26 protein-coding genes are annotated in these 25,374 nt (G+C 67.6%); 12 read left to right on the top strand and 14 right to left on the bottom strand.

The features are described 5' to 3' along the window. The 4 genes from ACIPRI_RS11115 to ACIPRI_RS11100 all read left to right on the top strand — a co-directional run bounded on the left by ACIPRI_RS11115 (position 1) and on the right by ACIPRI_RS11100 (position 3,401). Positions 1 to 1,398 carry an amidase gene (locus ACIPRI_RS11115; RefSeq protein ID WP_446621704.1) on the top strand — a complete coding sequence of 466 codons (1,398 nt, stop codon included), beginning with the start codon at positions 1 to 3 and terminating at the stop codon, positions 1,396 to 1,398. 38 nt (positions 1,399 to 1,436) lie between these two features. Next, complete coding sequence (locus tag ACIPRI_RS11110; RefSeq protein ID WP_446621491.1) at positions 1,437 to 2,267, top strand: alpha/beta hydrolase; 831 nt, start codon at positions 1,437 to 1,439, stop codon at positions 2,265 to 2,267. Positions 2,268 to 2,340: 73 nt separating this feature from the next. Beyond that, positions 2,341 to 2,694: a hypothetical protein gene (locus ACIPRI_RS11105; RefSeq protein WP_446621490.1), complete on the top strand. Its 354-nt coding sequence runs from the start codon at positions 2,341 to 2,343 to the stop codon at positions 2,692 to 2,694. Then, positions 2,694 to 3,401 (top strand): hypothetical protein, encoded by a 708-nt coding sequence (locus tag ACIPRI_RS11100; RefSeq protein WP_446621489.1) that lies wholly within the window; start codon positions 2,694 to 2,696, stop codon positions 3,399 to 3,401. The genes ACIPRI_RS11105 and ACIPRI_RS11100 overlap by 1 nt, the downstream gene beginning before the upstream one ends. A gap of 28 nt (positions 3,402 to 3,429) precedes the next feature. Here ACIPRI_RS11100 and ACIPRI_RS11095 read toward each other — a convergent pair whose 3' ends face one another. The 6 genes from ACIPRI_RS11095 to ACIPRI_RS11070 form a co-directional block, all read right to left on the bottom strand. Beyond that, on the bottom strand, positions 3,430 to 4,296 hold the full coding sequence (locus ACIPRI_RS11095) for an alpha/beta fold hydrolase (protein WP_446621488.1): 867 nt from the start codon (positions 4,294 to 4,296) through the stop codon (positions 3,430 to 3,432). Positions 4,297 to 4,383: 87 nt separating this feature from the next. Beyond that, the gene (locus tag ACIPRI_RS11090) at positions 4,384 to 5,460 is read right to left on the bottom strand and encodes an alkene reductase (RefSeq protein ID WP_446621487.1); all 1,077 of its coding nucleotides are present in this window, start codon (positions 5,458 to 5,460) and stop codon (positions 4,384 to 4,386) included. Positions 5,461 to 5,534: 74 nt separating this feature from the next. Next, positions 5,535 to 6,239 carry an SDR family oxidoreductase gene (locus ACIPRI_RS11085; RefSeq protein ID WP_446621486.1) on the bottom strand — a complete coding sequence of 235 codons (705 nt, stop codon included), beginning with the start codon at positions 6,237 to 6,239 and terminating at the stop codon, positions 5,535 to 5,537. A gap of 30 nt (positions 6,240 to 6,269) precedes the next feature. Further along, a complete protein-coding gene (locus ACIPRI_RS11080; RefSeq protein WP_446621485.1) occupies positions 6,270 to 7,271 on the bottom strand; it encodes an NADP-dependent oxidoreductase in 1,002 nt (333 codons plus the stop codon). Between the two features lie 68 nt (positions 7,272 to 7,339). Continuing rightward, positions 7,340 to 7,945 (bottom strand): TetR/AcrR family transcriptional regulator, encoded by a 606-nt coding sequence (locus ACIPRI_RS11075; RefSeq protein ID WP_446621484.1) that lies wholly within the window; start codon positions 7,943 to 7,945, stop codon positions 7,340 to 7,342. A 30-nt stretch (positions 7,946 to 7,975) separates the two neighbouring features. Then, the gene (locus tag ACIPRI_RS11070; RefSeq protein ID WP_446621483.1) at positions 7,976 to 8,839 is read right to left on the bottom strand and encodes a LysR substrate-binding domain-containing protein; all 864 of its coding nucleotides are present in this window, start codon (positions 8,837 to 8,839) and stop codon (positions 7,976 to 7,978) included. A gap of 116 nt (positions 8,840 to 8,955) precedes the next feature. Between ACIPRI_RS11070 and ACIPRI_RS11065 the strand changes: the two genes are divergently transcribed. Beyond that, positions 8,956 to 9,354, top strand: a complete 399-nt coding sequence (locus ACIPRI_RS11065) for a tautomerase family protein (protein ID WP_446621482.1) — start codon at positions 8,956 to 8,958, stop codon at positions 9,352 to 9,354. 30 nt (positions 9,355 to 9,384) lie between these two features. Then, positions 9,385 to 10,713, top strand: a complete 1,329-nt coding sequence (locus tag ACIPRI_RS11060) for a tetratricopeptide repeat protein (protein ID WP_446621481.1) — start codon at positions 9,385 to 9,387, stop codon at positions 10,711 to 10,713. On the opposite strand, the gene ACIPRI_RS11055 is transcribed toward ACIPRI_RS11060, so the two are convergent. From ACIPRI_RS11055 to ACIPRI_RS11045, 3 genes are all read right to left on the bottom strand, one after another. Beyond that, complete coding sequence (locus tag ACIPRI_RS11055; RefSeq protein WP_446621480.1) at positions 10,683 to 11,366, bottom strand: histidine phosphatase family protein; 684 nt, start codon at positions 11,364 to 11,366, stop codon at positions 10,683 to 10,685. The two genes, ACIPRI_RS11060 and ACIPRI_RS11055, sit on opposite strands and share 31 nt — an antisense overlap. A 127-nt stretch (positions 11,367 to 11,493) precedes the next feature. Continuing rightward, positions 11,494 to 11,895: a PaaI family thioesterase gene (locus tag ACIPRI_RS11050; protein WP_446621479.1), complete on the bottom strand. Its 402-nt coding sequence runs from the start codon at positions 11,893 to 11,895 to the stop codon at positions 11,494 to 11,496. Between the two features lie 101 nt (positions 11,896 to 11,996). Then, complete coding sequence (locus tag ACIPRI_RS11045; protein ID WP_446621478.1) at positions 11,997 to 12,482, bottom strand: RidA family protein; 486 nt, start codon at positions 12,480 to 12,482, stop codon at positions 11,997 to 11,999. Positions 12,483 to 12,679: 197 nt separating this feature from the next. On the opposite strand from ACIPRI_RS11045, the gene ACIPRI_RS11040 reads away from it, so the two are divergent. From ACIPRI_RS11040 to ACIPRI_RS11030, 3 genes are all read left to right on the top strand, one after another. Continuing rightward, entirely contained in the window at positions 12,680 to 13,657 is a 978-nt protein-coding gene (locus ACIPRI_RS11040; protein ID WP_446621477.1) for an AraC family transcriptional regulator N-terminal domain-containing protein, read from the top strand. A gap of 42 nt (positions 13,658 to 13,699) precedes the next feature. Beyond that, positions 13,700 to 14,755: an aldo/keto reductase gene (locus ACIPRI_RS11035; RefSeq protein WP_446621476.1), complete on the top strand. Its 1,056-nt coding sequence runs from the start codon at positions 13,700 to 13,702 to the stop codon at positions 14,753 to 14,755. A gap of 76 nt (positions 14,756 to 14,831) precedes the next feature. Next, on the top strand, positions 14,832 to 15,278 hold the full coding sequence (locus tag ACIPRI_RS11030; RefSeq protein WP_446621475.1) for a hypothetical protein: 447 nt from the start codon (positions 14,832 to 14,834) through the stop codon (positions 15,276 to 15,278). A 17-nt stretch (positions 15,279 to 15,295) separates the two neighbouring features. Here the strand turns inward: ACIPRI_RS11030 and ACIPRI_RS11025 are convergent, their stop codons facing one another. Continuing rightward, positions 15,296 to 16,192 (bottom strand): LysR family transcriptional regulator ArgP, encoded by an 897-nt coding sequence (locus ACIPRI_RS11025; RefSeq protein ID WP_446621474.1) that lies wholly within the window; start codon positions 16,190 to 16,192, stop codon positions 15,296 to 15,298. 74 nt (positions 16,193 to 16,266) lie between these two features. Between ACIPRI_RS11025 and ACIPRI_RS11020 the strand changes: the two genes are divergently transcribed. Continuing rightward, positions 16,267 to 16,917 carry a LysE/ArgO family amino acid transporter gene (locus ACIPRI_RS11020; protein WP_446621473.1) on the top strand — a complete coding sequence of 217 codons (651 nt, stop codon included), beginning with the start codon at positions 16,267 to 16,269 and terminating at the stop codon, positions 16,915 to 16,917. Positions 16,918 to 16,936: 19 nt separating this feature from the next. Here ACIPRI_RS11020 and ACIPRI_RS11015 read toward each other — a convergent pair whose 3' ends face one another. The 3 genes from ACIPRI_RS11015 to ACIPRI_RS11005 are packed head-to-tail and all read right to left on the bottom strand — an operon-like array spanning position 16,937 to position 22,012. Then, positions 16,937 to 17,920 carry a tripartite tricarboxylate transporter substrate-binding protein gene (locus ACIPRI_RS11015; protein WP_446621472.1) on the bottom strand — a complete coding sequence of 328 codons (984 nt, stop codon included), beginning with the start codon at positions 17,918 to 17,920 and terminating at the stop codon, positions 16,937 to 16,939. Positions 17,921 to 17,948: 28 nt separating this feature from the next. After that, entirely contained in the window at positions 17,949 to 19,355 is a 1,407-nt protein-coding gene (locus tag ACIPRI_RS11010; protein WP_446621471.1) for a hypothetical protein, read from the bottom strand. After that, the gene (locus ACIPRI_RS11005; RefSeq protein WP_446621470.1) at positions 19,355 to 22,012 is read right to left on the bottom strand and encodes a tannase/feruloyl esterase family alpha/beta hydrolase; all 2,658 of its coding nucleotides are present in this window, start codon (positions 22,010 to 22,012) and stop codon (positions 19,355 to 19,357) included. The genes ACIPRI_RS11010 and ACIPRI_RS11005 overlap by 1 nt, the downstream gene beginning before the upstream one ends. Before the next feature lie 186 nt (positions 22,013 to 22,198). Between ACIPRI_RS11005 and ACIPRI_RS11000 the strand changes: the two genes are divergently transcribed. Beyond that, entirely contained in the window at positions 22,199 to 23,116 is a 918-nt protein-coding gene (locus tag ACIPRI_RS11000; protein ID WP_446621469.1) for a LysR family transcriptional regulator, read from the top strand. Further along, positions 23,113 to 24,123, top strand: a complete 1,011-nt coding sequence (locus ACIPRI_RS10995; protein WP_446621468.1) for a tripartite tricarboxylate transporter substrate binding protein — start codon at positions 23,113 to 23,115, stop codon at positions 24,121 to 24,123. The genes ACIPRI_RS11000 and ACIPRI_RS10995 overlap by 4 nt, the downstream gene beginning before the upstream one ends. 4 nt (positions 24,124 to 24,127) lie before the next feature. On the opposite strand, the gene ACIPRI_RS10990 is transcribed toward ACIPRI_RS10995, so the two are convergent. After that, a complete protein-coding gene (locus tag ACIPRI_RS10990; RefSeq protein ID WP_446621467.1) occupies positions 24,128 to 25,357 on the bottom strand; it encodes an ABC transporter substrate-binding protein in 1,230 nt (409 codons plus the stop codon). Positions 25,358 to 25,374 lie beyond the last annotated feature (17 nt).

Genomic DNA, 25,374 nt, shown 5'->3' with positions numbered 1-25,374 from the left:
CTGCATTCCCTGGGCGTTGCGGAACTCGTCCGCGGCTACGCCCAGGGCGAGCTGTCACCGGTCGAGGTGACGCAGGCGGTGCTCGATCGCATCGAGCGCTGGGACGACGCGCTGCAAGCCACCTGGCTGCTGCGCCCCGAGTACGCACTGGATCAAGCCAGGGCCTCGGAAGCGCGCTGGCGCCGCGGTGCGCCACTGGGTCCGCTGGACGGCGTGCCCGTGAGCATCAAGGAAAACGTCGCCACCCGCGGCGACCCGATGCCCGCCGGCACCGCGGCGGTAGACCTCAAGCCCGCCGCGCAGGACGCACCGCCCGCGGCGCGCCTGAAAGAAAGCGGCGCCGTCTTCGTCTGCAAGACCACCATGCCCGACTACGGCATGCTGTCCTCGGGCCTGTCCAGCTTTCACCGGCTGGCACGCAACCCCTGGGACCTCAGCCGCACGCCCGGCGGCTCCAGCGCCGGCGCCGGCGCGGCGGCGGCCGCCGGCTACGGCCCGCTGCACCTGGGCACCGACATCGGCGGCTCGCTGCGCCTGCCGGCCAGCTGGTGCGGCATCTTCACCCTGAAGCCAAGCCTGGGCCGCATCCCGATCGACCCACCCTACATGGGACGCGCGGCCGGCCCCATGACGCGCAGCGTGTCGGACGCGGCGCTCGCCATGCAGGTGCTGGCGCTGCCCGATGCGCGCGACAGCATGAACCTGCCGCCGCAAGACATCGCGTGGTCCAGTTTCGACGTCGCGCCCGAGCATCTGCGCGGCCTGCGCATCGGCCTGCTGCTGGACGCCGGCTGCGGCCTGGCGGTGGAGCCCGAAGTGCGCGCCGCCGTCGAGCAGGCCGCGCGCCGCTTCGAGGAAGCCGGCGCCATCGTCGAGCCCATGCAGCCCTTCATGTCGCAAGCCATGCTGGACGGCATGGATCACTTCTGGCGCATGCGCTCGCTGGTGGACATGAAGGCCCTGCGCGCCGAGCAGCGCGCCCGCGTGCTGCCCTACATCCGCCAGTGGGCCGAGAGCGCGCATGACTTCAGCGGCGAGCACGTGTTTCGTGCCTTCAGCCAGTTCCATGCGACGCGCGTGGCGACGGTGGCGGCCTGCGCACGCTATGACTACGTGATCTCGCCCACCGCGCCCAACCTGCCGGCGGCGGCCGAATTGCCATCGCCCACCAACGACCCGCTGCGGCCGCTGGAGCACATCGGCTTCACGGTGCCCTTCAACATGTCGGAGCAGCCGGCGGCGTCGATCAACTGCGGCTACAGCGGCGACAAGGGCCTGCCCATCGGGCTGCAGATTGCCGGCCATCGATTCGACGACCTGGGCGTGCTGCGCGTGGCGCGCGCGTTCGAGCAGATCCGCGGCGCTCAGCGGCCCTGGCCGGAGCCGGCGGACGCTTGAGAAAGAACAAAGGGAAGAACATGCCCATCGGGCGAAGCATGCAATCGAAGATCTTTCGCGTGGCGCTGTCGGCTTCGGCGGCGGCCGTCGGCGGCTTTGCGGCCTACTGGACGCTCCTGGCCACGCGCCAGGAGCACATTCTTTTCGACGTCCGCAAGTTGCCGGTCGTTCACCTCTCCGACGACTTTTCCACCTATTCGCACATCGTGCCGGGCGGCATGGTGCGCGGCTATGTCTATCACCCCCAGGGCGAGCAGGCGCTGCAAGACCTCTTCGTCTACTTCGCCGGACGGGGCGAAGACGTGCGCGCCACCGCGCAGGCGCTGCACTGGCTGCCAGAGGGCTTCGGCTTCGCGGCGGTCAACTATCGCGGGGTGGCTGATTCCGAAGGCCATCCCTCCGAGGTCACCTCCGTGGAAGACGCATGCCGCCTGGCCAATCATCTGCGCAAGGCCTTCCCGCAAGCGCGCCTGCACGTGATCGGCCGAAGCCTGGGGACAGGCGTGGCCATTCAGTTGTCGGCGCTACAGGACTTCGCCAGCCTGCAACTGGTCACCCCTTACGACTCGCTGGTGGAAGTGGCCAAGAGGCGGTTTCCGCTGGTTCCGCCCTTGCTGCTGCGCCATCAGTTCAATTCGCTGGCGCATTGCAAGGAAGTGGCGGCCAAGACCCAGGTGCTGCTGGCCGAGACCGACGACGTGGTGCTGCTCGAACGCTCGCAAAAGCTGATCGACGCCTGGCCGACGCCGGTCGGCGTGAAAACCATTCCCGGATCCGACCACCACAACATCATGCGGCTGGAAGAAACCTGGCTGCGCCTGGTCGACTTTGCGCTGACGGCGGTTCTTCCGGAGCCGAAAGCGGCGTGAAGGCGGACATGAGCCCTCGCCCGACCGCTCCGAAGAGGGCTCGCACCGCAGCGCGTAGCGCGGAGGTTATCCAATGAGCGAACAGGACGATCCGCAGGACACCGCCGAGCACATCCCTTTCGCGGAGTTCAGCAACGGACTGCCACAGGGACGTTTCCGGGTCATCGTCAACCCTGCACTGGCAGTGCCCTTCGTGGCCCACTGCACCCGCGCCACGCCGCTGGCAATGGCCATCATCGGCCCGGGCGTCGCCGCAGCGCTGGTCGGCTACCCGTGGATCGGCGGCTTGCTGGTGGCGCTGGGCATCCTGCTGCGGCGGCTCGTCAAGTCCCAGGCGCCGCGCATCCTGCTGCACCTGGCCACGCGTTTGCCCTCGGTGTACGAGCAGGCCACGGAGCACGGCGTGCTGGAAGTGCGCCGCGCGTAATGACGACCACAGCTGGCCATCGTCTGGTCATCGTGGAAGGCATCATGGGCTCGGGCAAGTCGACCACGACGCGCTTCATTGCGAAGCGCCTCCAGGATGCAAACCGCCTGGCGATCGCTGTCCACGAGAGAACGGATCCGCACCCGGTCCGGGCAACCGACGAGCTGGAACACTGGTTCCAGCCCTGGCTCGACACAACACCAGCGCAGCTTGCTGCGCGAAGTGTCGCCAGGTGGGCCACGCTGGTCGAGGCGACGAAAGCGGACGGCACCGTGCGAGTGATGGATGGCCAGCTGTTCCACGGCGACCTCACCAACCTCTTCCTCATGGAAGCCGATGCAGCCACGCTTTCGGGCCATGCACGAGCGGTCGCAAAGACCATCGCGCCGCTGAATCCGCTCGTCGTGTACTTTCGTCAGGACGATGTCGAGCAAGCCATCCGAGCCGTCTGCGAGGAGCGCGGCGCGGATTGGGTGACCTACCAGGTCGACTGGAAGCTTGCCGCTCCCTACAGCGTGCGGCGGGAGCTGGCGGGTCTTGAAGGCTTGATCGCCTTGTACCGGGACTACAGGCGCCTGACCGACGAGTTGTTCGAGTTGCTTCCTCTCGACAAGTTGGCAATCGAGAACTCGACGCAGGATTGGCCCGCTTGCCAAGGACTCATCCTGCAGGCTTTGGGCCTTGGGCCTCGCTGCCGTTCTGCCTGACCAGGGGCGGCACCATCGCAGGACGCGATCACTTCGACTGGCGCGAAAGGAACGCGAGCGCCTTGGGCACGAAGTCGGCATGGAACTGGAACACGGCGCCGTGCCCGGAATCGGGATAAATGATGAGATCGCTGTTCGGAAGGCGCCGAGCCAGATCACCCGTGTTCTTGCTTGGGACCATGCGATCACTGTCGCCGTTCGCGACGAGGACGGGGTGGTGAACCATTGACAGATCCGCGGGCTTCTTCGCGCCCCATTTGCGCAGCGCTTTCAACTGGGCCTGCAGCGCGGCCACGGTGATTGCCTTGTCACGGTCTTCGGAGCGTTCTTTCAAGCGCTGAAGAAATTCCTTGCCCGCGCGGATCCCCGCGGGCGTCCTGGTGAAGAACAGGAACTGTTTCGGATCCTGGAAGCTGAGCCAGCCTCGGATCATGTCGAGGTACGTCACGCGGGCCACCTTGCTGATGCCCTCGCCGCCAGCAGGACCCGTCCCCGTGATGATCATCTTGCGCACGAGTTGCGGCGCCATCAGCACGATCTCCTGAGCAATCATCCCGCCCATCGAAAACCCGAAGAGGTCGACCTGATCGAGACCCATGGCCTTGATGAATTGGATAGCGTCCCTGGCCATCTCCTCCATCGATGTCGCGGGCTCCCCGCTCGACGCGCCGACGCCTCGATTGTCGAAGGTGATCACGCGATGCTTTGCTGCGAAGCCGTCGACGACCCGAGGGTCCCAGTTGTCCAGAACGGCTGCCAAGTGGATGAGGAAAACCACCGGCGTACCCGGATTGTCCGTCCCGAGTTCCCGGTAGGCGAACTCCACGCCACCTGCGGTGATCGTTCGCGTCGGAACGTCCTTCCAAGTGACTTTCAATTTCTGCGGTGCGCTCATGTTGCTCTAGCTTTGCGGTATTCATGGGGATCGGCCGGCCGGCATCGTTTCGCCGCGTGGCCCGACCGCCAGCGCTGTCACGGCAAATCAGGCCGCAAGTGCCGGATAGTCGATGTAGCCTTTTGAACCAGGGGTGTAGAACGTCGCCATATCCACGGCATTCAGCACCGCATTGGCCTGCATGCGCGCCACCAGGTCGGGATTGGCGAGGAACGGGCGGGCGAAGGCGATGAGATCTGCCTGGCCTGCCCTGAGCGCACTTTCGGCACTGGCGCGGTCGAAACCACCGGCCAGGATGAACAAGCCGTCGAATGCATCGCGAAGTCGAGATTTCAAGTCGGCAGGCACCGGCGGCGCGCCCAGTGCCGAATGGTCCAGCAAGTGGAGGTATTGCAAGCCCAGCTTTGACAGTTCTTGAGTGAGCGCCAGGTACTGAGCGTCGACATCGGGGAACGCGCCCGTGCTGTTGAACACGCCGTAGGGCGACAGGCGGATCCCGACACGATGAGCCCCGATGGCGGCCGCAGTGGCGCGGGACACCTCGAGCGCGAAGCGATTGCGGCCTTCATTGCTGCCGCCGTAGGTGTCGGTGCGCTGGTTCACATTGGCGTTCAGGAACTGCTCGATCAGATAGCCGTTCGCGGCGTGCAGCTCGACACCGTCGAATCCCGCTTCGATGGCGAGCAGCGCAGACTTCGCATACTCGTCGACGGCATGGGCGATGTCGGTCACGCTCATCGCTCGCGGGGTGCTGTGCGCTTGCGCGCCCTGCGAGTCGGTGTACATCTCGCCGGGGCACACCTCGGCCATGGGCCCGAGCACTTCCGCGCCTGCCGGCAGGTTGGCCGCGTGGGTCACGCGCCCGGTGTGCATGAGCTGCACGAAGATCTTGCCGCCCTTGGCGTGGACCGCATCGGTGATCGCCTTCCATCCACGCACCTGCGCATCATTGAAGAGGCCGGGGATGCGCGGGTAGCCCAGGCCATTGGGCGACGGCGAGGTGCCCTCGGTGACGATCAGGCCAGCCGAAGCACGTTGGCCGTAGTACTCGGCCATCAACGCGTTCGGGGTGTTGGCATCGACGGCACGGCTGCGCGTCATCGGCGCCATGATGGCGCGATTGGCGAGTTGAATCGACGCGGCGGTGAGAGGTTCGAAAAGCATGATGGTCCTTGGGTGCGTGGAGGTCGTTCGAGACTTCGTCGCTGGCAGAGGATGGGCCGCGATCGAATCGAGGCTCAGGAGGCCTGCGGCAGGTAGCTGGGCCGGGCCGCCGTCATCCCTTGCTTGACTTGCAAGGTGAGTTCATCGGCCAGCACCTCATCGAGGCCGGATTCGAGCCCATCGAGCGCGCGCTTGACGATCTGCTCGGGACTGGACTTCGGGACATCGAAGCCGCGCGTGAGGTCGGTATCGACGTAGGCCATGTGCAGTGCCAGCACCTGCGTCTTCTGCGCCGCCAGCTCGCTGCGCAGCGCGTTGGTGAGCGACCAGGCCGCGGACTTGCTGGCCGAATAGGCGGCCAGTTCGCCGCCGTTCACCCACGAGGCGACCGACAACACATTGAGCAACGCGCCGCCGCCGTTGGCCTTGAGAGCCGGCGCAAAGGCCTTGCTCATGCGCAACATGGCGAAGAAGTTGGTCTCGAAGATGCGTCGCGCGACCTCTTCGCTGTCCGGCGCAAGAAAGCCGCCGGGTTGGGCAATGCCGGCGTTGTTGATCACGAGCGTCACATCCGACGCCAGCTGGGCGGCGGTCATCACGTCATCTGCCTTGTTGACGTCGAGTCGCAGGGGCTGGACACCGGGTTGCATGGCGGTTGCGGGGTCTCGCGCGCCGGCGTAGACCTTGCGGGCACCGCGGGCGAGCAACTCGCGCGTGAATGCCAGGCCGATGCCACGATTGGCACCGGTAACGAGGACAACAGAATTCTCGATTTTCACAATGAAACTCCATGGTTGAGGGGAACAGGCTCACTTGATCTTGACGACGACCTTGCCCTTCGCGCGGCCTGCTTCGACATAGGCCAGGGCTTCGTTGGTCGACTCGAACGGGAAGACCCGATCGATCACGGGCCGGATGGCCCCGGTCTCGATGAGTCGGGTGATCTCGCGCAGCTGGCTCCCGTTCGCCTTCATGAAGAGGAACGAGTAGCCGATGCCTCGGCCCCGCGCCTTTCGCCTGACGCCTGCGCTCAGCAGCCGCATGACGAGCTTCACGAAGCCCGGTGCCGCGATTTCCTTGCCGAATTCGGGGTCAGGCGGCCCGGAGATGGAGATGAGCTTGCCGCCTCGCTTGAGCAAGCGAAGCGACTTCTCGAGCGTCTTGCCATCCTGGCTGTTGAGGACCACGTCGTAATCGCGGATGACATCCTCGAAATTCTGAGTCCTGTAGTCGACGACGACGTCTGCACCCAGACTCTTCACGAGTTCGACGTTGGCCGAACTCGTGGTCGTGGCGACAACTGCGCCCAGATGCTTGGCCAACTGGATGGCGAAAGTGCCTACGCCGCCGGAGCCTGCCTGAATGAAGACCTTGTGTCCCTTCTTCAGATTGGCTCTGTCGATCAGTGCCTGCCATGCCGTCAAACCCACCAGCGGGATCGAAGCGGCTTCCTCCATCGTGAGGTTCTTCGGTTTAAGGGCAAGCGATGCTTCCTTGACCGGAACGAATTGGGCGAAGGTGCCGATCCGGAAATCATCCGACCGGGCATAGACCTCATCACCCGGCTTGAAGTGCTGCACCCGTGGCCCCGCCTTGACCACGATGCCTGCCACGTCGTGCCCCAGGATGAGGGGCAGGCGATAGGGCAGGATGAGCTTGAACTCGCCGTTCCTGATCTTGGAATCCAGCAGATTCACGCCGGCGGCATGGACCTCGACCAGGACCTCGTCATCGCGCAGTTCCGGCGTCGGCATTTCTGTCGAGCGCAATGCGCGCTTTTTTCCATAGCGCTCCAGGACAAATGCTTTCATGGTCTTCCGTTTTGCATGATGGTCATCATATGTAAAGGCGAATGAATAGGCGGCATCCATCCGCGGTCTCAGGGACTCGTGGGGGTCAGGTGCTTGAGCGCGGCTTCGCGCAAGCCATCCGACAGAGTTGGATCATCGACTGCGCGAGCCAGCATCAGCGCGCCGACCATGGTGGCGACGGTCACGAGTGCGCGTTCGTGGGCGCTGGGTTGCCCCCAGTCCGGCAACTGGCGGGCGACAAGGTCGATCATTTCCTTGATGTGCCGCGTCGCCACCCGACGCACTTCGCCAGCCTGGCGTGAGGTTTCGGAGCCCAGTGCGGCCAGGGGGCATCCCAATTCGGCGCGCTCCATATGTTCCCTGGAGAGGTAGGCACTCAGCATGGTTGCCAGCGCCATGTCGGAGGGCACTCTGGCCGCAACGCCAGCCGCAGCGGCAGCGGACTCCGCGCATGCCTTTCCCGCCGCTTCGGCCAGCATGGCCTCGCGCGAAGAGAAGTGCGCATAGAAGGCGCCATGCGTCAGGCCGGCCTCCTTCATGATGTCCGCGACGCCGGTACCGTCGTAGCCGCTGCGACGAATCGCCCGGGCCGCCACGGCCACGATGCGCTCGTGCGTGGCGTCCTTCGCGGCTGCTCTGGCGCTGGGCTTCCTGGTTGGCATGATGCTCATCATACACAGTTATCCAGCAGCGTGCTGCCCGCCCTACCCCAACTGCGAAGCCAGCAGTTCGCGCACCCGCCCCACCAGCTCGCTCTCGCCCCGCCGCCCAGGCAGGAAATGAAAGACGACGCGCGGCAAGGCCGGCAAGCCATGCGGCGGCGCCAGCGGCGCCACGCCTTCGGCCATGGCCGATTCATTGAGGCAGGCCACGCCAAGCCCGGCCGCCAGCGCCGACTGCAGGCCGGCCACGCCCGAGGCCACATGGGCCACGCGGTAGTCCACGCGGCGCTTTTGCAGCAGCTGCTCGGTGAACTGGCGCAGCGAACAGCCGTCGGTCAGCACCAGCAGGGGCAGCGGCTCGCCCCGCGCCGGCGGCTGCCAGCCGCCGGCCGCCAACCACGCCAAGGACTCGCGGCGCAATGCGGGATCCTTGGCGGCGCTCGTATTCGCGGCAACAACGCGCATCGACAGGCCGATGTCGATCTCGCCGCGCGCGTGCATCGCCTCGATCTCGCTGCTCTTCTTGATGCTGACATTCAGGCGCATGCGCGGATGGCCCTGGGACAGGCGCGCCAGCATGCGTGCCAGCTCGCCCGGCCGGAAATAGTCGGTGACGGCCAGCCGCAATTCGCCCTGCAACGATTCGCCGCGCAGGTCGCGCAACGCCTCGTCGGCCAGTGCAACGAGGCGCTGCGCATGCGTGCGCAGGCGCTCACCGGCGGCGGTGGGCGCAACGCCTGCCTTGCTGCGCGACAGCAGGCTCTGACCGGCGCGCTCCTCGAGCTTGCGCATCTGCTCGCTCACCGCCGACTGCGACAGAAAGACGCGCGGCGCCGCCGCCGTCAGGCTGCCGGCATCGAGCACGGCCAGAAAGGTTCTCAGCTGTTCGAGATCGAGGCCTTGCATGGCTTTCCTGATAACCATCAGTAAATCTGATGATATCTATCATATCTTCCCGCTTTTCGGTTGGATAGCCGGTGCCCACAATCACTTCATCGCAACAACAACAGAAGGAACAAGCCATGCCCCACATCGTCATTCATCTCTCCGGCGAACCCGATGCCCAGCTCACCCGCAGTGTGGTGGACAAGGTCAACGCGCTGACGCAAACCGTGCTGGGCAAGAAGCTGCCAGTGATCGCCATCACGGTGCAGTACTTTCCGGCGCAATCCTGGTTCATCGGCGGGCAATCGCTGGCCGAGCTGGGCAAGTCGGCCTTTCACCTGGACATCAGCATCACCGACGAGACCAACACCAAGGCGGAGAAGGCGCAGTACCTGCGCGAGGTCTACGACGCCATGGCGCAGTTGCGGCCTAACCTGCACGAGGTGTCCTACGTCTACCTGATCGATGCCCGCGCGGCGGCCTACGGCTACGGCGGCAAGACGCAGGAGTTCCGCCACCAGCAGGCCGGCGTGTAAGCCGATTCAGGCGGCGGCAAAATAGGCTGCATGCAAGACAGCCTTGGCAATCCGCTCAGCCTGGTCGACGGCGCCAGCCTGGGTGCCGTCAACGATTTCGTGGAGGGCTTCATCGCCAGCGAAGCGCGTGCCGTCAACGTGCTGGCCGCGGCCGAAGACCCGAGCCCGATCGTGCAGGCCTGCTGCGCCGCGCTGCACCTCTTTGCCGAGTCGCGCGACGCACTGCCCAACGCCTTGCCCTTCCTGCGCCGGGCGCAAGCCGGCGCGGCGCGCGCTACGCCGCGCGAGCAGCGCTTCATTGCCGCCGTCGCTGCCTGGGCCGAAGGCGACATCCGCCGCGCCATCGCCCTGCACCAGGAGCAGGCCAGGGACTGTCCGCGCGACCTGGTCTCGCTCAAGCTGGGCCAGTACCACGCCTTCAACACGGGCGACTGCCCCGGCATGCTGCGCCTGGCGCTGTCGGCGCTGCCGGCCGCTTCCGACGTGCCCTACCTGCACGGCATGGCCGCTTTCGGCTACGAACAATGCCACCTGATGCGCGAGGCCGAGGCCTGCGCCCGGCGCGCCATCGCCATGCGCCGCAAGGAACCTTGGGCGCACCATGCGCTGGCCCACGTGATGCTGACCGAAGGGCGCCTGGATGAAGGGCTGGATTTCATGCAAGGCGTGAGCGACAGCTGGACCGGCCTCAACTCCTTCATGCTCACGCACAACTGGTGGCATGTCGCACTGTTCCTGATCGACCTGGGGCGCGATGCGGATGCACTCGACATCTACGACCGCCACGTGTGGGGCGTGGAAAAAAGCTATTCGCAGGACCAGATCGGCGCCGTCTCGCTGCTGGCGCGCATGGCGCTGGCCGGCATCGATGTGGGCGAGGCGCGCTGGGCCGACGTGGCGAACTGGCTGGCCAGCCGCACGCAAGACCATGTGCTGCCCTTTCTGGACCTGCAGTACCTCTACGGGCTGGCGCGCGCCGGTCGGCCCGAGGCCGATGAACTGCAGCGCAACATCGAGCGCTTCGCCCCGGTCGCGCCGCCTTCGGTGCGCGCTGCCTGGGAACGGGTCTGCGTGCCGGCTGCGCGCGGCCTGCTGGCCCATGCGCGCGGCGATTTCGCCAAAGCCGTCGAAGGCCTGGGCAGCGCCCTGCCGCGCCTGGTGGAGATCGGCGGCAGCCACGCGCAGCGCGACCTGTTCGAGCAGCTCTACCTGGATGCCCTGGTGAAAAGCGGCGAGCCGTCGCAGTTGGCCGGCGCGCAGGGCCTGCTGCAGCGCCAGCTCAACAGCCAGCCGCAGTCCAGGCGCCTGGCGCGCCAGGCCAATGCCGTCTACGCCGCGCTGGGCTTGCCCGCCAGATAGCGCTTCTGGTCGTACACCGGCTGGGCCGGCAGGTCCTGCAGGTGGCGGGTGTCGGCCCAGTCGACGATCTCGATCTTTTCCGGCGTGGCGGCATCGGCAATGCGGATGCGATTGAAGCCCGCGTTGGGAATCTCGCTCTGGCGCGGTCCGTTGAGGCCCAGGCCACGCGCGGTGCGCCACACCATGTCGAGCGCGCCGCCGTGGGTGAACACCAATACTGTCTGGCCCAGGTGGGCCTGCGCGATCTGCGCCAGCGCCGCCACGATGCGCGCATGAAACTGCCGCGCCGATTCGCCATTGGGCATGGCATGGTCTTCCTGGAACTTGAGCCAGTCTTCCCAGGCGCGCGGATGCTGCGCCTGGATCTCGTCGGCCCGCATGCCCTCAACCGCGCCGAAATGCTGCTCGCGCAAGGCGGCGCTGGTGCTGATCGGCAGCGACAACTGCAGCGAGGTCGGTGCCGCCGTCTGCTGGCAGCGCATCAGGTCGCTCGACACCAGGTGCTGCGCCCGCTCCTTGGCCATGCGCAGGCCCAGGCGGCGCGCCTGCTCATGGCCCATGTCGTTGAGCGGCACATCGATATGGCCCTGGAAACGCAGCTCGCGATTCCAGTCGGTTTCGCCATGGCGGATCAGGATGAGTTCAGTGGACATATTTGTTCGGAACCATTGTCCACGTAGGACCTCGGTTGCGCGAGCATGCCCACACAAGGTGACGTAAGAAAGACGTTGTGTGTGGCGCGCCCGCCATGCCGTCCCGCCCACTCGGGGCAGCGCGAGCTCAGTCGAGCACCAGCTGGGTCTGCGTGACCACCGCGCAGAGCTTGCCTTCGGCGTTCCGGACCGAGGTCTGCCACACCATGGTCGTGCGGCCGCGGTGCAGCGCCACGCTTTCGCCGGTGACAGTGCTGCCGACCTTGGCGCCGGCGATGAACTTGGTGCTGGAATCGGTGGTGGTGGTCTTCTTGCCCGGCGCCAGGTTGAGCACGGTGCCGACCGCCCCCAGGGTGTCGGCAAACGCCATGTAGGCGCCGCCATGCAGGATGCCGCCTGAGGTGCACAGGTCGGGCCGGACCTGCATGGTGGCCAATATCCGTTCCGCACTCAGCTCGGTCAGGGTCACGCCCATCAGGCCCGGGAACAGCGGCTCGAGGAATTTCTGCAATGCATCGCGTTCGATCATCTCGTCTCCCATATCAGTGGCGCCCGGCCGCCCGTAGCCGCTGACTCGCCCCCTCGGGGGGCAGCGATACGCGAAGCGATGAGCGTGGGGGCAGTTTCATCCTAGGCGCGGATCTCGACCTCGGCCTCGACTTCAACCGGAATGTCGAAAGGCAGCTCCGCCATGCCGACGGCACTGCGCGCATGGCCGCCAATCTCCTGGCCGAAGATTTCCAGGATAAGGTCGGAAAAACCGTTGATGACGCTGGGCTGCTGGTTGAAGCCCGGCGCCGAATTGACCATGCCGAACACCCGGTTCCAGGCCACGATGCGGTCCAGGTCGCCCAGGGCACGCTGCAGGCTGCCCAGCACGGCCAGGGCGGTGAGGCGCGCCGCCGCATAGCCCTGCGCCACATCGAGCTCGCGGCCGAGCTTGCCGCACGGCTGCGCGATCGAGCCGTCGGCATGGGTCGGAGCATGGCCGGAGACGAAGGCGCGGCTGCCCTGCAACCGCACGAAGCGAAAGGGCAGCACCACGCCTGGCGGCGCCTTCATCGGCTGCGGCAGCGTGAGTCCGAGTGCGTTCAACCGTAGCTCTGTAGCGGACATGGTCATTCCTGCTTGAAGAAAGAAGGTCTAAAAGCCCCACCGGCGTGCCGCAACCATTGTCATTGAGACAGGCGTGCAAGGTCCAGATGCCCGCGGGTACGGCCACAGCCTGCCCGATCCGGGCAGCTTCTTGCACGTTCGTGCAAAGTAGGCCCCCGCAGCGCCACGGCGAGGCCGGCAGACCGTAATCTTCAGCCATGCGCAACACGCCCAACGTCCTCGAGCCCCACACGCTGCCCGACGCCGGCGCGGCCACGCAGATCCTGCTGCGGCGCGCCGAACTGGCTGCCTGCGTCGACCGCATGACCACTGGCGAGGGCGTGCAAGCCACCGCCATCCCGCGCCTCGGCCTGATTCGTGTTTCTTCCTGCAACGAGCTTTCGCACACCTTGCACGAGCCGGCGCTGTGCCTGCCGGTGCAAGGCCGCAAGCGGGTGCTGCTGGCCGGCGAGGTCACGATCTACGACGCGGACGACTACCTGATCGTCTCGCAGGACGTGCCGATTTCCAGCCAGGTGATCGATGCGTCGCGCGAAGCGCCCTACCTGTGCGTCAAGCTGGCCTTCTCGCCGGCCGAGGTCGCGGCGCTGATGCTGGACATCGGCCAGCAGCCGCCCGCTCCCACCCGGGAAGCCGCCGCCTGCAGCCGCGCGCTCTACACCGCAGCCACCAACCTGCCGCTGCTCGATGCGGTGCTGCGCCTGGTGCGCCTGCTCGACACGCCGCGCGACATCGCGGCCCTGGCGCCGCTGGTGCGGCGAGAGATCCTGTATCGGCTGCTGTGCGGCGAGGAGGGCTGGCGGCTGGCGCAGATCGGCATGCCCGACGGCCAGGGCCCGCGCATCGCGCAAGTCATCGGCTGGCTGCGCGCGCACTACCGCGAGCCGCTGAAGATCGAGCAGCTGGCCGCCACCGTCCACATGAGCGGCTCTTCGCTGCACCGCCATTTCAAGGCGGTGACCGCCATGAGCCCGCTGCAATACCAGAAGCACCTGCGGCTGCAGGAAGCGCGGCGCCTGATGCTGGCCGAAGGCGCGGATGCCACCAGCGCCGGCTACCACGTGGGCTACGAAAGCGCTTCGCAGTTCTCGCGCGAATACGCCCGCATGTTCGGCGCACCGCCGGCGCGCGACATGCGGCGCATGCGCCAGAGCGCGCTCGATGCCGGCGCCTGAGCGAACCACCTCCCTGCATCATTATTTTTGGAGAACCTCCCCATGCGACTCAAGAAATTCGGCAACACCGGCCTCTTCGTCTCCGAGCTGTGCCTGGGCACCATGACCTTCGGCGGCGAGGGCGAGCTGTGGCGCAAGCTGGGCACGCTGCAGCAAGCCGAGGCCGATACGCTGATCGGCCGCGCGCTCGACGCCGGCATCAACTTCATCGACACCGCCGATGTGTACTCCGAAGGCCGCTCCGAAGTCATCACCGGCCAGGCCCTGAAAAACCTGAAGGTGCCGCGTGAGAACGTGGTGGTCGCCAGCAAGGTGTACGGCGAGACCGGCACCAAGGCAGCCAACTCGCGCGGCATGTCGCGCTACCACATCCTGGACGGCGTGAAGGCCAGCCTGGCGCGGCTGCAGCTCGACCACATCGACCTGTACCAGATCCACGGCTTCGATCCCGCCACCCCCATCGAGGAGGCCATGCGCGCGCTCGACGATCTGGTGCGCCAGGGCCATGTGCGCTACGTGGGCGTGTCGAACTGGGCGGCCTGGCAGATCATGAAGGCGCTGGGCATTTCCGAGCGCCTGGGCCTGGCGCGCATCGAATCGCTGCAGGCCTACTACACCATCGCCGGCCGCGACCTCGAGCGCGAGCTGGTGCCCATGCTGCAAAGCGAAGGCCTGGGCCTGATGGTGTGGAGCCCGCTGGCCGGCGGCTTCCTGTCCGGCAAGTACGGTCGCAGCGCTGAAACCCAGGCCGAGGCCGGCAGCCGCCGCATCGCCTTCGACTTTCCGCCGGTGAACAAGGAGCGCGCCTACGACGTGATCGACGTGATGCGCGGCATCGGCGAGGCCAAGGGCGTGTCGGTGGCGCGCATCGCGCTGGCCTGGCTGCTGCACCAGAAGGCGGTGACCAGCGTGATCATTGGCGCCAAGCGCATCGACCAGCTGGAGGACAACATCGCCGCCACCGCCGTCGAACTCGATGCGCACGAGCTGGCCGCCCTCGACAAGGTGAGCGCGCTGCCGCCCGAGTATCCGGGCTGGATGTTCGTGCGCCAGGGCGAAATGCGGCGCGCCCAGTTGAAAGAGGCGCGCAGTCGCTGAGCAGCATCGGTGGCGTCAGCACGCAGGGCGTGCGCGCGCAGATGCCGGCGCACGCGAAATGCGCCATAGTGCGGCCATGCCAAACATCGCTTGCGCAATCCGCGGCGCCGCGAGCCGTCCTGCCGCTGTCGCGCGGCTGGCAGCCTGGGCCTGCGTGGCGGCCCTGCTGACCGGTTGCGCCGGCAAGATGCAGCTCCTGGAAAACGGCCGCAGCCACCCGGGCAGCTGGAACTCCACCACCGGCTATGCCGAAGCAAGCATCGACGGCCAGCTCTACACCGGCACCTACAGCAACCCGCCGCCGATCGGCATCGGTGTCGGCGTGGGCGGCGGCAGTTGGGGCGGCGGCTTCGGCGGGGTCGGCGTCTCGACCGGAACCGGAGGCGGCGGCGGCCGCGCGCTGCTGCGCTCGCCCGACGGCAGCAAGGTCATCGAGTGCTACTTCGCCACCTCATTTGGCAGCGGCCAGGGCCAGTGCGTGGGGCTGGACGGGCGGCGCTTCGTGCTGGTGATCGGCGGCTGACGAGACGACTCAGCGAGTCAGGGCGGCAGCAAGGCCCGCCGGGCGGCTGCCACGAGTCGCCGGGTCAATCCATCCAGAAGTGCCGAGGCTGCACGCGCCTGCTGCCAGTGCAGTGGCACGTCGAGCGGCGTCTTCGGCACCAGCTCGACGAGCGAGCCGTCCTTCAGGTGCGGCGCAATGAGAGCCTGCGGGTGCAGGCCCCAACCCATGCCGGCCAAAGTCGCGGTCACGAAGGCCTGGGAAGAAGGGAGGGTGTGCCGAGGCAGCTCCACGTGCCGATGGCTCAGGCGGCGCACCCACTGGGCCTGCAATTCGTCCTTGGCATTGAACACAAGGCTGGGCGCGCGGGCCAGGCTACCCGCCCCAACGCCGTCTGCGAAATGGCGAGCCATGAAGGCCGGGCTGGCAGCGGCCAGATAGCGCATCGAGCCCAGCGGCAGGCTGTTGCATCCGGCGGCGGGGCGTGCGGCGCCGGTCACCGCGGCCAACACCGCGCCGCTTCGCAACCATTGCGCTGTGTGGTCCTGGTCATCCACCGCGATCTCCATGAGCACGGGCGCTTCTGCCGCAAAGGCGGCGATGGCCGGCGCAAACCACGTCGCCAGACTGTCGGCATTGACCGCGACTGGCAGGGGCACCCGCGCGGCCCCTTCTGGCGACAGCATCGGCACCGCGCCTTCAAGCTCTTGCTCCAGCAGGCGAACGCGGTCCACGTGCTGGCACAGGCGGCGGCCGGTTTCCGTGGGGCGGCATGGCTGCTCACGCACGACCAGCGCGCAGCCCAGCCGCTCCTCCAGCAGCCGGACGCGTTGCGAGATGGCCGACGGCGTCACATGCAGGGCGCGGGCCGCACGCTCAAAGCTTCCTTCCCGCACGACTGCAGCCAGCGCAGACAACGCCGAATAGTCCAGCATTCTGCTTAACTTTCCTAATGTTGATTTAGCAAAGATAGTTTGTCTTCATTTCAACCAGCGGGCAAGCTGCACGCATGTTGTCGAACTCGCCTATCTCCTCGCTCGCGTTTCCGGTCTTCGTGCAAGGCCTGGCCCTGAGCTTGGGCCTCATCGTTGCGATCGGCGCGCAGAACGCTTTCGTCTTGCGCCAGGGACTGCGCCGCGAGCATGTGGGCAGCATCGTGTTGTTCTGCGCGGTGGCAGACGGCGTCTTGATGGCTGCAGGCGTCTTGGGCATGGCGCAGGCACTGGGCGAGCGGTCCGGGCTGGCCCGGACACTGGCCTTGATGGGCGCCGCGTTCCTGGCGATCTACGGCGTACGGGCGTTGCGCCGCGCGCGGCGAGCGCACCAGCTGCAGCCAGCGGAAGGGAAGGCGGCGCTCGGCCGGGGTGCAGCGGTGGCGCAGGCCGCGGCCTTCACCCTGCTCAACCCGCATGTCTATCTGGACACCGTGCTTCTGGTGGGCAGCATTGGCGCCCAGCAACCGGGGTCGCTGCGCGCCTGGTTCATCGCGGGCGCCAGCGCGGCCAGCTGCGTCTGGTTCGGCCTGCTGGGCTATGGCGCTCGCTGGCTGGCCCCCTGGTTCGCGCGGCCCAGGGCCTGGCAGGTGCTGGACGCCCTCATCGGCCTGACCATGCTGGTGCTGGCTGCCCTGCTGGTGGGCAACGCCTTCAAGAGTTCCTGACGGCAGTCGCAGACGGATCTCAGTCCGCGTACACGCCTGCCGCCTTGATGACCGGGCTCCACTTGGCGATCTCGGCGGCGACGAACTTCTTGTGGCCTTCGGGCTCGATGCGCCCGTCGCTCGCCACCACCGCGCCCAGGCCCTCCTGTTTCTTGACGAAGTCCGGGTCCTTCAGTGCCACCTTGAGCGCATCGTTGATCTGCTTGAGCACCGGCGCCGGCGTGCCCTTGGGCGCATACAGGCCGTGCCAGATGGTGACCTGGAAGTCCCTCAAGCCCGCCTCCTGCAGGGTGGGCAGGTCTTTCAGCAGAGGCGTCGCCAGGCGCTTGGACGTGGTCACGGCGTAGGCCTTGACCTTCTTCGCCTCGATCTGCGGCGAGGTGTTGGTGGTCTGGTCGCACAAGAGGTCGATTTGGCCCCCGATCAGGTCGGTGACGGCCGGGGCCGTGCCCTTGTAGGGAACCGGCGTCATGTCGGTCTTCATCGCGCTTTGATAGAGCAGGCCGCACAGGTGCGACGCCGAGCCCACGCCCGCATTGCCCAAGTTGATCCTGCCCTTGTTGGCCGCCACCCAGCCGGCCAGCTCGGCATAGCTGTTGGCCGCCATGCTGGGCCGCGCGATCAGGGTCATGGGCACGTCGTTGACGATGCCCAGGTACTCGAAGTCCGTCTCCACCTTGAAGGGCACGTTGCGCACCAGGGTCGGGATGGTGGCCATGCCGATGTGGTTGAGCAGCAGCGTGTAGCCGTCCGGCTTGGCCCGCGCCACCTTGGCCGCGCCGATGGAACTGCCGGCGCCTGGCACGTTGTCGATCACCACGCTGGCGCCGCCGAGCGGCTTGCGCAGCGCCTCGGCCAGGTCGCGCGCCACGCGGTCGGTGGGGCCGCCAGCCGAGAAGGGCACGACGATGGTGACGGGCTTGCCGCCCGGATAGTCCTGTTGCGCCTGCGCGGCCACGCTGACACCCAGTGCCAGCGCGGCAAGGACGAATAGATGCTTCATGAGAAAGATGCTCCGTTGAATAAAAGGATCAGTGCGCCTGGAGGCGCGGCGGCACCCGGCTTTCCAGCGCCGCAGGCTGCCAGTCGGGACGCAGGTGGCAGCCGTTCTGGCCGTCGGCGTTGAAGTGCGTGAGCAGGCTGGTGCAGCGCTGCGCCAGATCGGCGGTGCTGGGCTTGCGGCCACTGTCGACCCAGTCGATCAGCGCCGCGAACATCGCCGCGTACTCGGTGTCGCTCAGGTAGCTGTGCTCGCGCTCCGCGCTGAAAGCCTGCACCAGTTGGTCGGCGCTGCCGGCCGCCTCGCGCTGTGCGCGGTACACGCTCTCCAGCTCGACAAAGGCGGTCGGGTCGTCGATGGCATGCAGGCTCAGGGTGGGCAGCCGGGTGCGGCCGGTCGGCCGGCTGTCGGCCGCCAGCTGGCCGATCGCCTGCGGGTCGGCGGCATAGCGTGCCACCTGGGCGTCGAGTGGCGCACCGTTCACGCTGCCGGGGTAGTGCACGCCGATGTTGCCGAAGGGGCTGCGGCCATCGAGCCGCTCTTGCACCAGGTCCTGGAACAGCCAGGTAGCCCAGTTGAGGTGCCCCTGCAGCGAACGCTCCTGGATTTTCACCGCGCCCAGGATGGTGGCCAGCCGCGCGTTCTGCTCGGCCGTGCGCTGCTCCCGCGGGAGGCCGATGCCGGTGCAGGCCTTGACCCGCTCGGCCAGCTCGCTGCGCGTGAGCTTCGCGTCGCGCGGCAGGCCCATCCACAGCGGATACTGGGCTTCGCTGGGCAGCGGATGGTTGCGGCACACGGCCTGGTAGACCACCCGCAGGTCGAGCCGGAACTCGTAGGCGCTGTTGCCGCCGCCCAGCACGCCGTTGGTGAGCAGCACGCCGTCATAAGGTCCGCGCTGGCCCGGCAACGGCGCATACAGCTCGGCCGCCTTGGAAGCCACCGCGCCGCCATAGCTCTGGCCATGCAGCAAGGTGATGCGCGGCGCGCCGAAGTGGCGAACGAAAAGCTGGCGCAGGCGCTCGGTGTCCTCCGCCGCGAAGCTCACGCCGTAGCCGCCGCGCTTGTAGGTGGAGCCGGCCCAGGCATGGCCGGCCTTCACGGTGATGGCCCAGCGCTTGAGGTCCTGCTCGCTGCGCCCGGCCTGCGGCGGCCCTGTCTCGGGGCCGCCGTGGGCATGCATCACCAGCACCTTGCCGCGCGGCTGCCAGTCTTTCGGGATGGCGATCCAGTAGAAGGCGCCCTGCCCGTCCGCGCCGCTGTAGCAGCGGGCATCGGCCGGCACCGGCGCCGGGCAGGTGGCCGGCTTGGGGCGGGTGTCGACGGCGCCGGCACGCGGCGACGCATCGTCGCGCCCCTGAACGCCGTGCGCGCCGTGCACGGCCAGGCAAAGCGTTGCCAGCAGGGCGATGCGATGAAGGTGCTTTTTGTTCAACAGCATCAATGTCTTGCTCCCAATTCGAAGGCCGGCCGCGCGGCATCGCTGGAGACAAAGCCCAGCACGCCGCCGTTGAAGATGAACTGCCCCGGCCGGCCGGCGTCGGCCTGCACGGCGCCGGGCACCGGCGTGTCGTAGGCCAGCGCCGCCGCGGCGCCGCCCAGGTTGAAGCCGGCGCCGGCCACGGTGGCCTCTCGGCTGTCGCCCAGCACGCTGGCCATGGCATAGCTGCCGTCTGCGCTGCCTGCGGCCAGGCTTTGCTGCGGCGCCAGCAGGCGCATGCCGTGGTTGCCGGTGGCGGCATCGCGCACCAGGTGCAGCGGCAGCGGCGCGCCATTGACCAGGCCGATCACCATCGAGCCCGCCAGGGTGCCGCCGGTGGTGGTGGCGCCGCCGGTGGGCGAGGTGCTGAACAGGTCGAAGGCACTGCGCGCCGCGGCATAGCTGATGTAACCCTTCTCGGTGTTGGTGCAGGTCGCGTCATAGACCATCGCGCCGCCCGTCACCGGGTCGCGGCAATACTGGAAGGTGCCGGCATTGCGCAGGCGCACGGCTGCAGCCTGGGCGGCACTGGCGCCGGCACTGCTGCGCTGAACGCCGACGGCGTTGGCGATCATGGCCACCGGGTTGAACACGGTGGGCGTGGCCTCGTTGCTGAAGGTCTTCTCGAAGGCCAGCAGCGGCGCGAAGGCGCTGCCCGAAGGCGCCGTCACGCCGCCTTGCAGCACGCCGCCGGCGGCGAAGGTGAAGACCGCCCCGCCCTCGTTGCTCGAGAAGCTGCAGCGCCCCAGCGGCAGCAGGGTGCCGCTGCGCTGCGTGCCGACCGTGCGCTGGCTGCTCGCCTCCACCGTGATGGTGTAGGCCAAGGTGGCCGGGTCGAGCTGCACGCTTAGCTCTTCGCCCAGCGTGTTGCCGCCCTTGTAGCGGGCGGCACTGGCCGGCAGATTGGGACAGGCCAGCGGGTCGCCGGTCTCGATCACGCAGCTGAAGTTGACGGCCGCATCCATGCTGCCGCTGCCGCGGTACTTGGGCCAGGCCGGGTATTGGCACAGCGGCCGGGTACGGCCGTAGGTGCCGGCCACGGCGTCCACCGCCACGCCGGTGGCCGGTGCCAGCCCCTTCTCGACCCAGCCTTCCAGCGCCGCCAGCGAATCCCAGTTGGGAATGAAGACGCCGGTGCCATGGCCCATGCCGGGCACGGTGTAGAAGCGCACGCCCGCATCCACCGCCGGCTGGCCCACGGTGGCGATGACGCGCTGGTAGTAGTCGATGGTGGAGTTGGGGCTGATCACCTCGTCGGCCAGGCCGTGCAGCAGGATGAGCCGCCCGCCGCGCGAGAGGAAGGGCATGAGGTTGGCGTCCAGCGCATCGGTGATGGCCGAGACTTCGGCCACGCGCGCGGTGTACATGCCCGGGTCCAGCGGATCGAAGCTGAGCGAATCGAAGGCCGCGTTGCGGGTGACGAAGAACTTCACCCACTGGTCGCCGGTGACGTACATGTTGGCATCGGCCGAGGTCGCCGGATTGGCCGGCACCGGGCGCGTGCCGAGGTCGCGCGAGGTGAAGGGGCCGGCCACCAGCGCGCCTTCCAGCAGGTTGTAGCCGCCGGCACGGCGCACACCGTTGGCCAGGCTGTAGTTGGCAAATTCCAGCGGTGACTCGATGGCGCGCACGGTGGCCAGTTGCGCGTCCGACAGGCAGTCGTTGCCGGTGTCGGCGCCGCCCGCGCAGCGCAGCGAAGCCAGCACCTGGGTGTTGAGCAGGCGGCAGCTCTCCACGCTGCTGACGATGCCGTCCGCCGCGCCGTCCAGCGTGTCGCAGGCCTGCAGCGCGCGCTGCTGCACCTTCAGGGTCTTGGCCACGTTGAGCCAGCCGGCGCCGCCGTTGGCATACAGGGCGCGGCCCACCGCCACGTTCGACAGGCGCGTGCCGGCGTAGTTGAGCGCCGGCTCGTTGGCGATCACGCCGTCGTAGTCGGCCGGCCAGCGCTGGATGTAGGCCAGGGCATCGCGGCCGCCGGTGGAGGTGCCGAGGAAGTAGGCGTGCTCGGGCCTGGCCGCATAGAAGGCCTGCACCAGCTGCTGCGCCACGTCGCGCGTCTTCTTCAGCGATTGGCCGCCGTAGTTGGCCAGCGACTCGTCGTCCGCGGCAAAGCGGCCGTCGGTGATGCTGGAGGACTGGTGGCCCGAATCGTCGCCATAGGTGGCATAGCCCAGGGCCAGCGGTGCCGGCTTGTCGGCCGGGCCGAAGCGGATCGTCTCGGTGCCGTCGATCAGCCGGCCATTGAAACCGCCGCCGCCGTAGTGGATGGTCTTTCGGTTCCAGGCCTGCGGCAGGTTCAGCGCGAACTGGATCTCGGGCGACGTCGAATTAACCGGCGCGATGGTGCCGCGCAGCTTGCAGTAGTCGCCATACGGATTGCCGGCTTCGCCCGCCGCCACCGTGGTGGCCGAGGTGATGGTGGCGCCGCCGGTCGGCAGGCTGATGCTCGAGGCCGCGATGCGTTGGCCGGCGAGGTCGGCGCAGGCCAGGCGGGGGGCCGCGGGCTCGGTGGGTGGCGCGGGAGGCTCCGGGTCGGGGTCGACGGGCGCTGTCGGCGTGGCGGCAGTCGGCGCGGCGGCGCTGTCTCGGCCACCGCCGCCACCGCAGGCAGAAAGCAAGGCAAGAAGGAAAAGGCTAAGGGCGGCTGCGCCGCGCCGTGGCGTCGATATGGGCAAGGGCTTGTCTCCGAAAACGCGGCCGTGGGCGGCCGACGACTGCTATTTCTGATGGGCTCGCCGCGAAGATAGGAATCAAGTGACTTCGGGTCAAATAAAATGATCGAGCACTTCCCATACGAAAAACATATGGACATCCGAGCCCTGCGCTACTTCGCCGCCGTGGCCGAGACCGGCCACATGACCCGCGCCGCCGAGCGCCTGGGCATCCAGCAGCCGCCGTTGTCGCAGCAAATCAAGACGCTGGAGCGCAGCCTGGGCATGCAGCTTTTCAAGCGCCATCCGCGCGGCGTCGCGCTGACCGAGGCGGGCCGCCTGTTCCAGATCGAGGCGAAGCGCCTGCTGGAGGACATGGAGGCCATGCGCCTGCGCATGAAACGCGTGGCCGAGGGCCAGGCCGGCGTGCTGCGGGTGGGCTTCACCAGCTCGGCGGCGGCGCACCGCTTTGTGCCCGATGCGCTGCGCGCCTTTCGCGATGCGCACCCCGGCGTGGAGCTGCAATTGCGCGAGGCCAACGCCGCCGAACTGACCGAGGCCCTCGGCGCCGGCCGGCTGCATGCGGCCCTGTTGCGCAAGCCGGTGCTGCAGCCCGAGGGCCTCAACTTCCAGACCCTGTTGCGCGAGCCGATGATGGCGGCCTTGCCGGCCGGGCAAGCGCCCTCTTCCACTTCTTCTTCACGCCGCGCGGGACCTCGCCCACTGACGCTGGCCAAGCTGTGCGAGCACCCGATGATCCTGGTGCGCCGTCCCGGCGCGCCCGGCCTCTATGCCGACCTGCTGGCCCTGTGCCATATGCAGGGGCTGGTGCCGCGCGTGGTGGCCGAGGTGGAACGCATGATGACCAACCTCAACCTGGTGGCGGCCGGCGTCGGCGCCTCGGTGGTGCCGGCCTCGATGGCCGGCGTGCACCCGCACGCCATTCACTACGCGCCGCTGGCCGGCTGCGATGCGCTGGACGCGCCGCTCACCCTGGTCTGGCGCGCGGGCGAAGACAGCCTGCCGGCACAGCTGTTCACGGCGCTGCTGCAGGAGCGGGCCGGCCCATGAGCTTCTTCTTGCGAAGACGCCAACTGCTGCGGGTTGGTCTGGGTGCGGCGGCACTCCTTGCACGGCCTGCGCTGCAAGCGCAGACGCAGTCGCAGTCGCAAGAGGCGCACTGGCCATCCCGCCCTCTGCGCCTGATCGTGGTCTATCCGCCCGGCGGCGTCTCGGACCTGATGGCGCGCAGCCTGGCCGAGCCGCTGGCGCAAGCCCTGGGCGTGCCGGTGCTGGTGGAGCACCGCCCCGGCGCCGGCGGCAGCGTGGGCATTGACGCGCTGGCACGCTCGGCGGCCGACGGCCACACGCTGTGCTTCTCGGCCATCAGCCCGCTGACCTTGCATCCGCTGATCTCGAAGCTGGCACGCGACCGGCTGCGTGCGGTCGACCCGGTCGCCAGCGTGATGCGCACACCGGTGCTCGTGGTGGGCACGCCCGCCTTCGAGGGCCGCAGCTTCGACGATGTACTTTCCCAGGCGCGCGCCAAGCCGGGCCAGTTGCGCTGGGCGAGTTCGGGCGTGGCCACCACCGGCCACCTGGTGCTAGCCCAGGTGCGCGCGCTGGCCGGCGTGGACATCACCCACGTCCCCTACCAGGGCGGCGGGCCGCAGCTCAACGACGCCTTGGGTGGCCAGTTCGAGCTGTTGTCGACCAACGTGGCAGCGCAGCAGCTGCGCTACATTGAAGCCGGCCGCCTGCGCGCGCTGGCGGTGGGCGCGCCGCGCCGCCTGGCCGCACTGCCGCGCGTGCCGACCCTGGCCGAGCTGGGCTTTGCGCCAGCCAATCGCGATTCGCTGTTCGGCGTCTTCGCGCCGGCCGGCACGCCGCCGGCCATCGTGGCGCGCCTCAATGCCGAGGTCAACCGGCTGCTGCGCGGCCCGGCGCTGCGCACGCGCCTTTCCGAGTCGCACAACCTCGCGGCAGCCGGCTCCACGGCCGACTTCGCCCTCGAGATTGCGCTGGATCGACAGCGCAACGAGGCGCTGGTGGCCAGGGATCCACGCGCCTTCGACTGAAGGCTCAATCCACCGTACTCAACACCTCCCCAAACAGCGTCCACTGCGTCCCAGTGAACCGTGCCAGTTGCGCCTGCTTGAACAGGGAGAAGTCGTTGGCCGATGTGTTCATCGACATGCCCGGCAGCAGCAGCGGCAGCTTCAGGTTCTTGATGTTGGCCGCCTGCTTCATCACGTTCTCGCGCGTCAGGTCGTTGCCGCACTGCTTGAGCACGTGCACCATGGTCTGCACCGTGATGTAGGCATAGAGGTTGGACGTGTCCTTGGGATCGCCCTCCTTGTAGTAGCGGCCCATGAACGCACGCCACTCGAGCATGGCCGGATCATCTTTCCACTGCGGATCGTTCGGGTCCTTGTAGTACTGCATGGTCAAAAGACCGGCGGACTTTTCCAGCCCCGCCGGCGCCAGCACCGAACCCACCGAGGCGCCGACGTTGTTCATGATGTGCAGCGGCTTCCAGCCCGAGTCGTAGGCCTTGCGGATGGCCTGCGCCGCGAACTTGGGTGTGGTGATGTCGATGAAGGTGTCGGCGCCCGAGCCCTGCAGGGTGACGATCTGCGAATCCACCGTCGGGTCGGTCACTTCGTAGCTGGCCTCGGCCACGATCATCTTCGCGCCCTTGGCGCCCAGGCCGTCCTTCACGCCCTTGAGCAGGTCCTTCCCGTAGTCGTCGTTCTGATAAAGGATCGCGATCTTCGCGTTGGGCTTTTCCTTCATCAGGTACTTGGCGTAGATCACGCCCTCGGCCTGGTAGCTGAGGTTGAAGCCGATGGTCCACGGATAGTTCTTCGGGTCGGCCCACTTGGTGGCGCCGGTGGCCAGGAACAGGTGCGGCACCTTCTTCGCATTGACGTACTTGTGGATGGCCGAGTTGCTGGGCGTGCCCAGCGTCTGGAACAGCGCCAGCACCTCGTCCTGCTCGACCAGCTTGCGCACCTGCTCCACGGCCTTGGGCGGGCTGTAGCCGTCGTCCAGGCTGATCAGGTTGATCTTGCGGCCGTTGATGCCGCCTTGCTCGTTGAGCATCTTGAAATAGGCCGTGTGGAGCTTGCCGATGGTTCCGTAGGCCGAGGCGGGGCCGCTGTAGGGCATGGTCTGGCCGAGCTTGATCTCGGTGTCCGAGGCCCCGGGCCCGTATTTCCCTTTTTGCTGGGCCTGGCCCGGCACACCGGCCAGGACGAGCATGACGGCGCCGGCGACCAGCGCGACGCGACGATCGGGTCTGAACTTCATGGTTGTCTCCTTCATCG

The organism is Variovorax sp. LARHSF232 (genome assembly GCF_052871435.1).
The sequence above is the reverse complement of the archived record's forward strand: the minus strand, read 5'-3'. Positions and strand labels throughout refer to the sequence as shown.

Excerpts from the sequence above, each read along its gene's own strand:
- ACIPRI_RS11110 (WP_446621491.1), top strand. The coding sequence starts at position 1,437 with ATGCAATCGAAGATCTTTCGCGTGGCGCTGTCGGCTTCGGCGGCGGCC.
- ACIPRI_RS11105 (WP_446621490.1), top strand. The coding sequence starts at position 2,341 with ATGAGCGAACAGGACGATCCGCAGGACACCGCCGAGCACATCCCTTTC.
- ACIPRI_RS11100 (WP_446621489.1), top strand. The coding sequence starts at position 2,694 with ATGACGACCACAGCTGGCCATCGTCTGGTCATCGTGGAAGGCATCATG.
- ACIPRI_RS11095 (WP_446621488.1), bottom strand. The coding sequence starts at position 4,296 with ATGAGCGCACCGCAGAAATTGAAAGTCACTTGGAAGGACGTTCCGACG.
- ACIPRI_RS11090 (WP_446621487.1), bottom strand. The coding sequence starts at position 5,460 with ATGCTTTTCGAACCTCTCACCGCCGCGTCGATTCAACTCGCCAATCGC.
- ACIPRI_RS11080 (WP_446621485.1), bottom strand. The coding sequence starts at position 7,271 with ATGAAAGCATTTGTCCTGGAGCGCTATGGAAAAAAGCGCGCATTGCGC.
- ACIPRI_RS11075 (WP_446621484.1), bottom strand. The coding sequence starts at position 7,945 with ATGATGAGCATCATGCCAACCAGGAAGCCCAGCGCCAGAGCAGCCGCG.
- ACIPRI_RS11070 (WP_446621483.1), bottom strand. The coding sequence starts at position 8,839 with ATGCAAGGCCTCGATCTCGAACAGCTGAGAACCTTTCTGGCCGTGCTC.
- ACIPRI_RS11065 (WP_446621482.1), top strand. The coding sequence starts at position 8,956 with ATGCCCCACATCGTCATTCATCTCTCCGGCGAACCCGATGCCCAGCTC.
- ACIPRI_RS11060 (WP_446621481.1), top strand. The coding sequence starts at position 9,385 with ATGCAAGACAGCCTTGGCAATCCGCTCAGCCTGGTCGACGGCGCCAGC.
- ACIPRI_RS11055 (WP_446621480.1), bottom strand. The coding sequence starts at position 11,366 with ATGTCCACTGAACTCATCCTGATCCGCCATGGCGAAACCGACTGGAAT.
- ACIPRI_RS11050 (WP_446621479.1), bottom strand. The coding sequence starts at position 11,895 with ATGATCGAACGCGATGCATTGCAGAAATTCCTCGAGCCGCTGTTCCCG.
- ACIPRI_RS11045 (WP_446621478.1), bottom strand. The coding sequence starts at position 12,482 with ATGTCCGCTACAGAGCTACGGTTGAACGCACTCGGACTCACGCTGCCG.
- ACIPRI_RS11040 (WP_446621477.1), top strand. The coding sequence starts at position 12,680 with ATGCGCAACACGCCCAACGTCCTCGAGCCCCACACGCTGCCCGACGCC.
- ACIPRI_RS11035 (WP_446621476.1), top strand. The coding sequence starts at position 13,700 with ATGCGACTCAAGAAATTCGGCAACACCGGCCTCTTCGTCTCCGAGCTG.
- ACIPRI_RS11030 (WP_446621475.1), top strand. The coding sequence starts at position 14,832 with ATGCCAAACATCGCTTGCGCAATCCGCGGCGCCGCGAGCCGTCCTGCC.
- ACIPRI_RS11025 (WP_446621474.1), bottom strand. The coding sequence starts at position 16,192 with ATGCTGGACTATTCGGCGTTGTCTGCGCTGGCTGCAGTCGTGCGGGAA.
- ACIPRI_RS11020 (WP_446621473.1), top strand. The coding sequence starts at position 16,267 with ATGTTGTCGAACTCGCCTATCTCCTCGCTCGCGTTTCCGGTCTTCGTG.
- ACIPRI_RS11015 (WP_446621472.1), bottom strand. The coding sequence starts at position 17,920 with ATGAAGCATCTATTCGTCCTTGCCGCGCTGGCACTGGGTGTCAGCGTG.
- ACIPRI_RS11010 (WP_446621471.1), bottom strand. The coding sequence starts at position 19,355 with ATGCTGTTGAACAAAAAGCACCTTCATCGCATCGCCCTGCTGGCAACG.
- ACIPRI_RS11000 (WP_446621469.1), top strand. The coding sequence starts at position 22,199 with ATGGACATCCGAGCCCTGCGCTACTTCGCCGCCGTGGCCGAGACCGGC.
- ACIPRI_RS10995 (WP_446621468.1), top strand. The coding sequence starts at position 23,113 with ATGAGCTTCTTCTTGCGAAGACGCCAACTGCTGCGGGTTGGTCTGGGT.
- ACIPRI_RS10990 (WP_446621467.1), bottom strand. The coding sequence starts at position 25,357 with ATGAAGTTCAGACCCGATCGTCGCGTCGCGCTGGTCGCCGGCGCCGTC.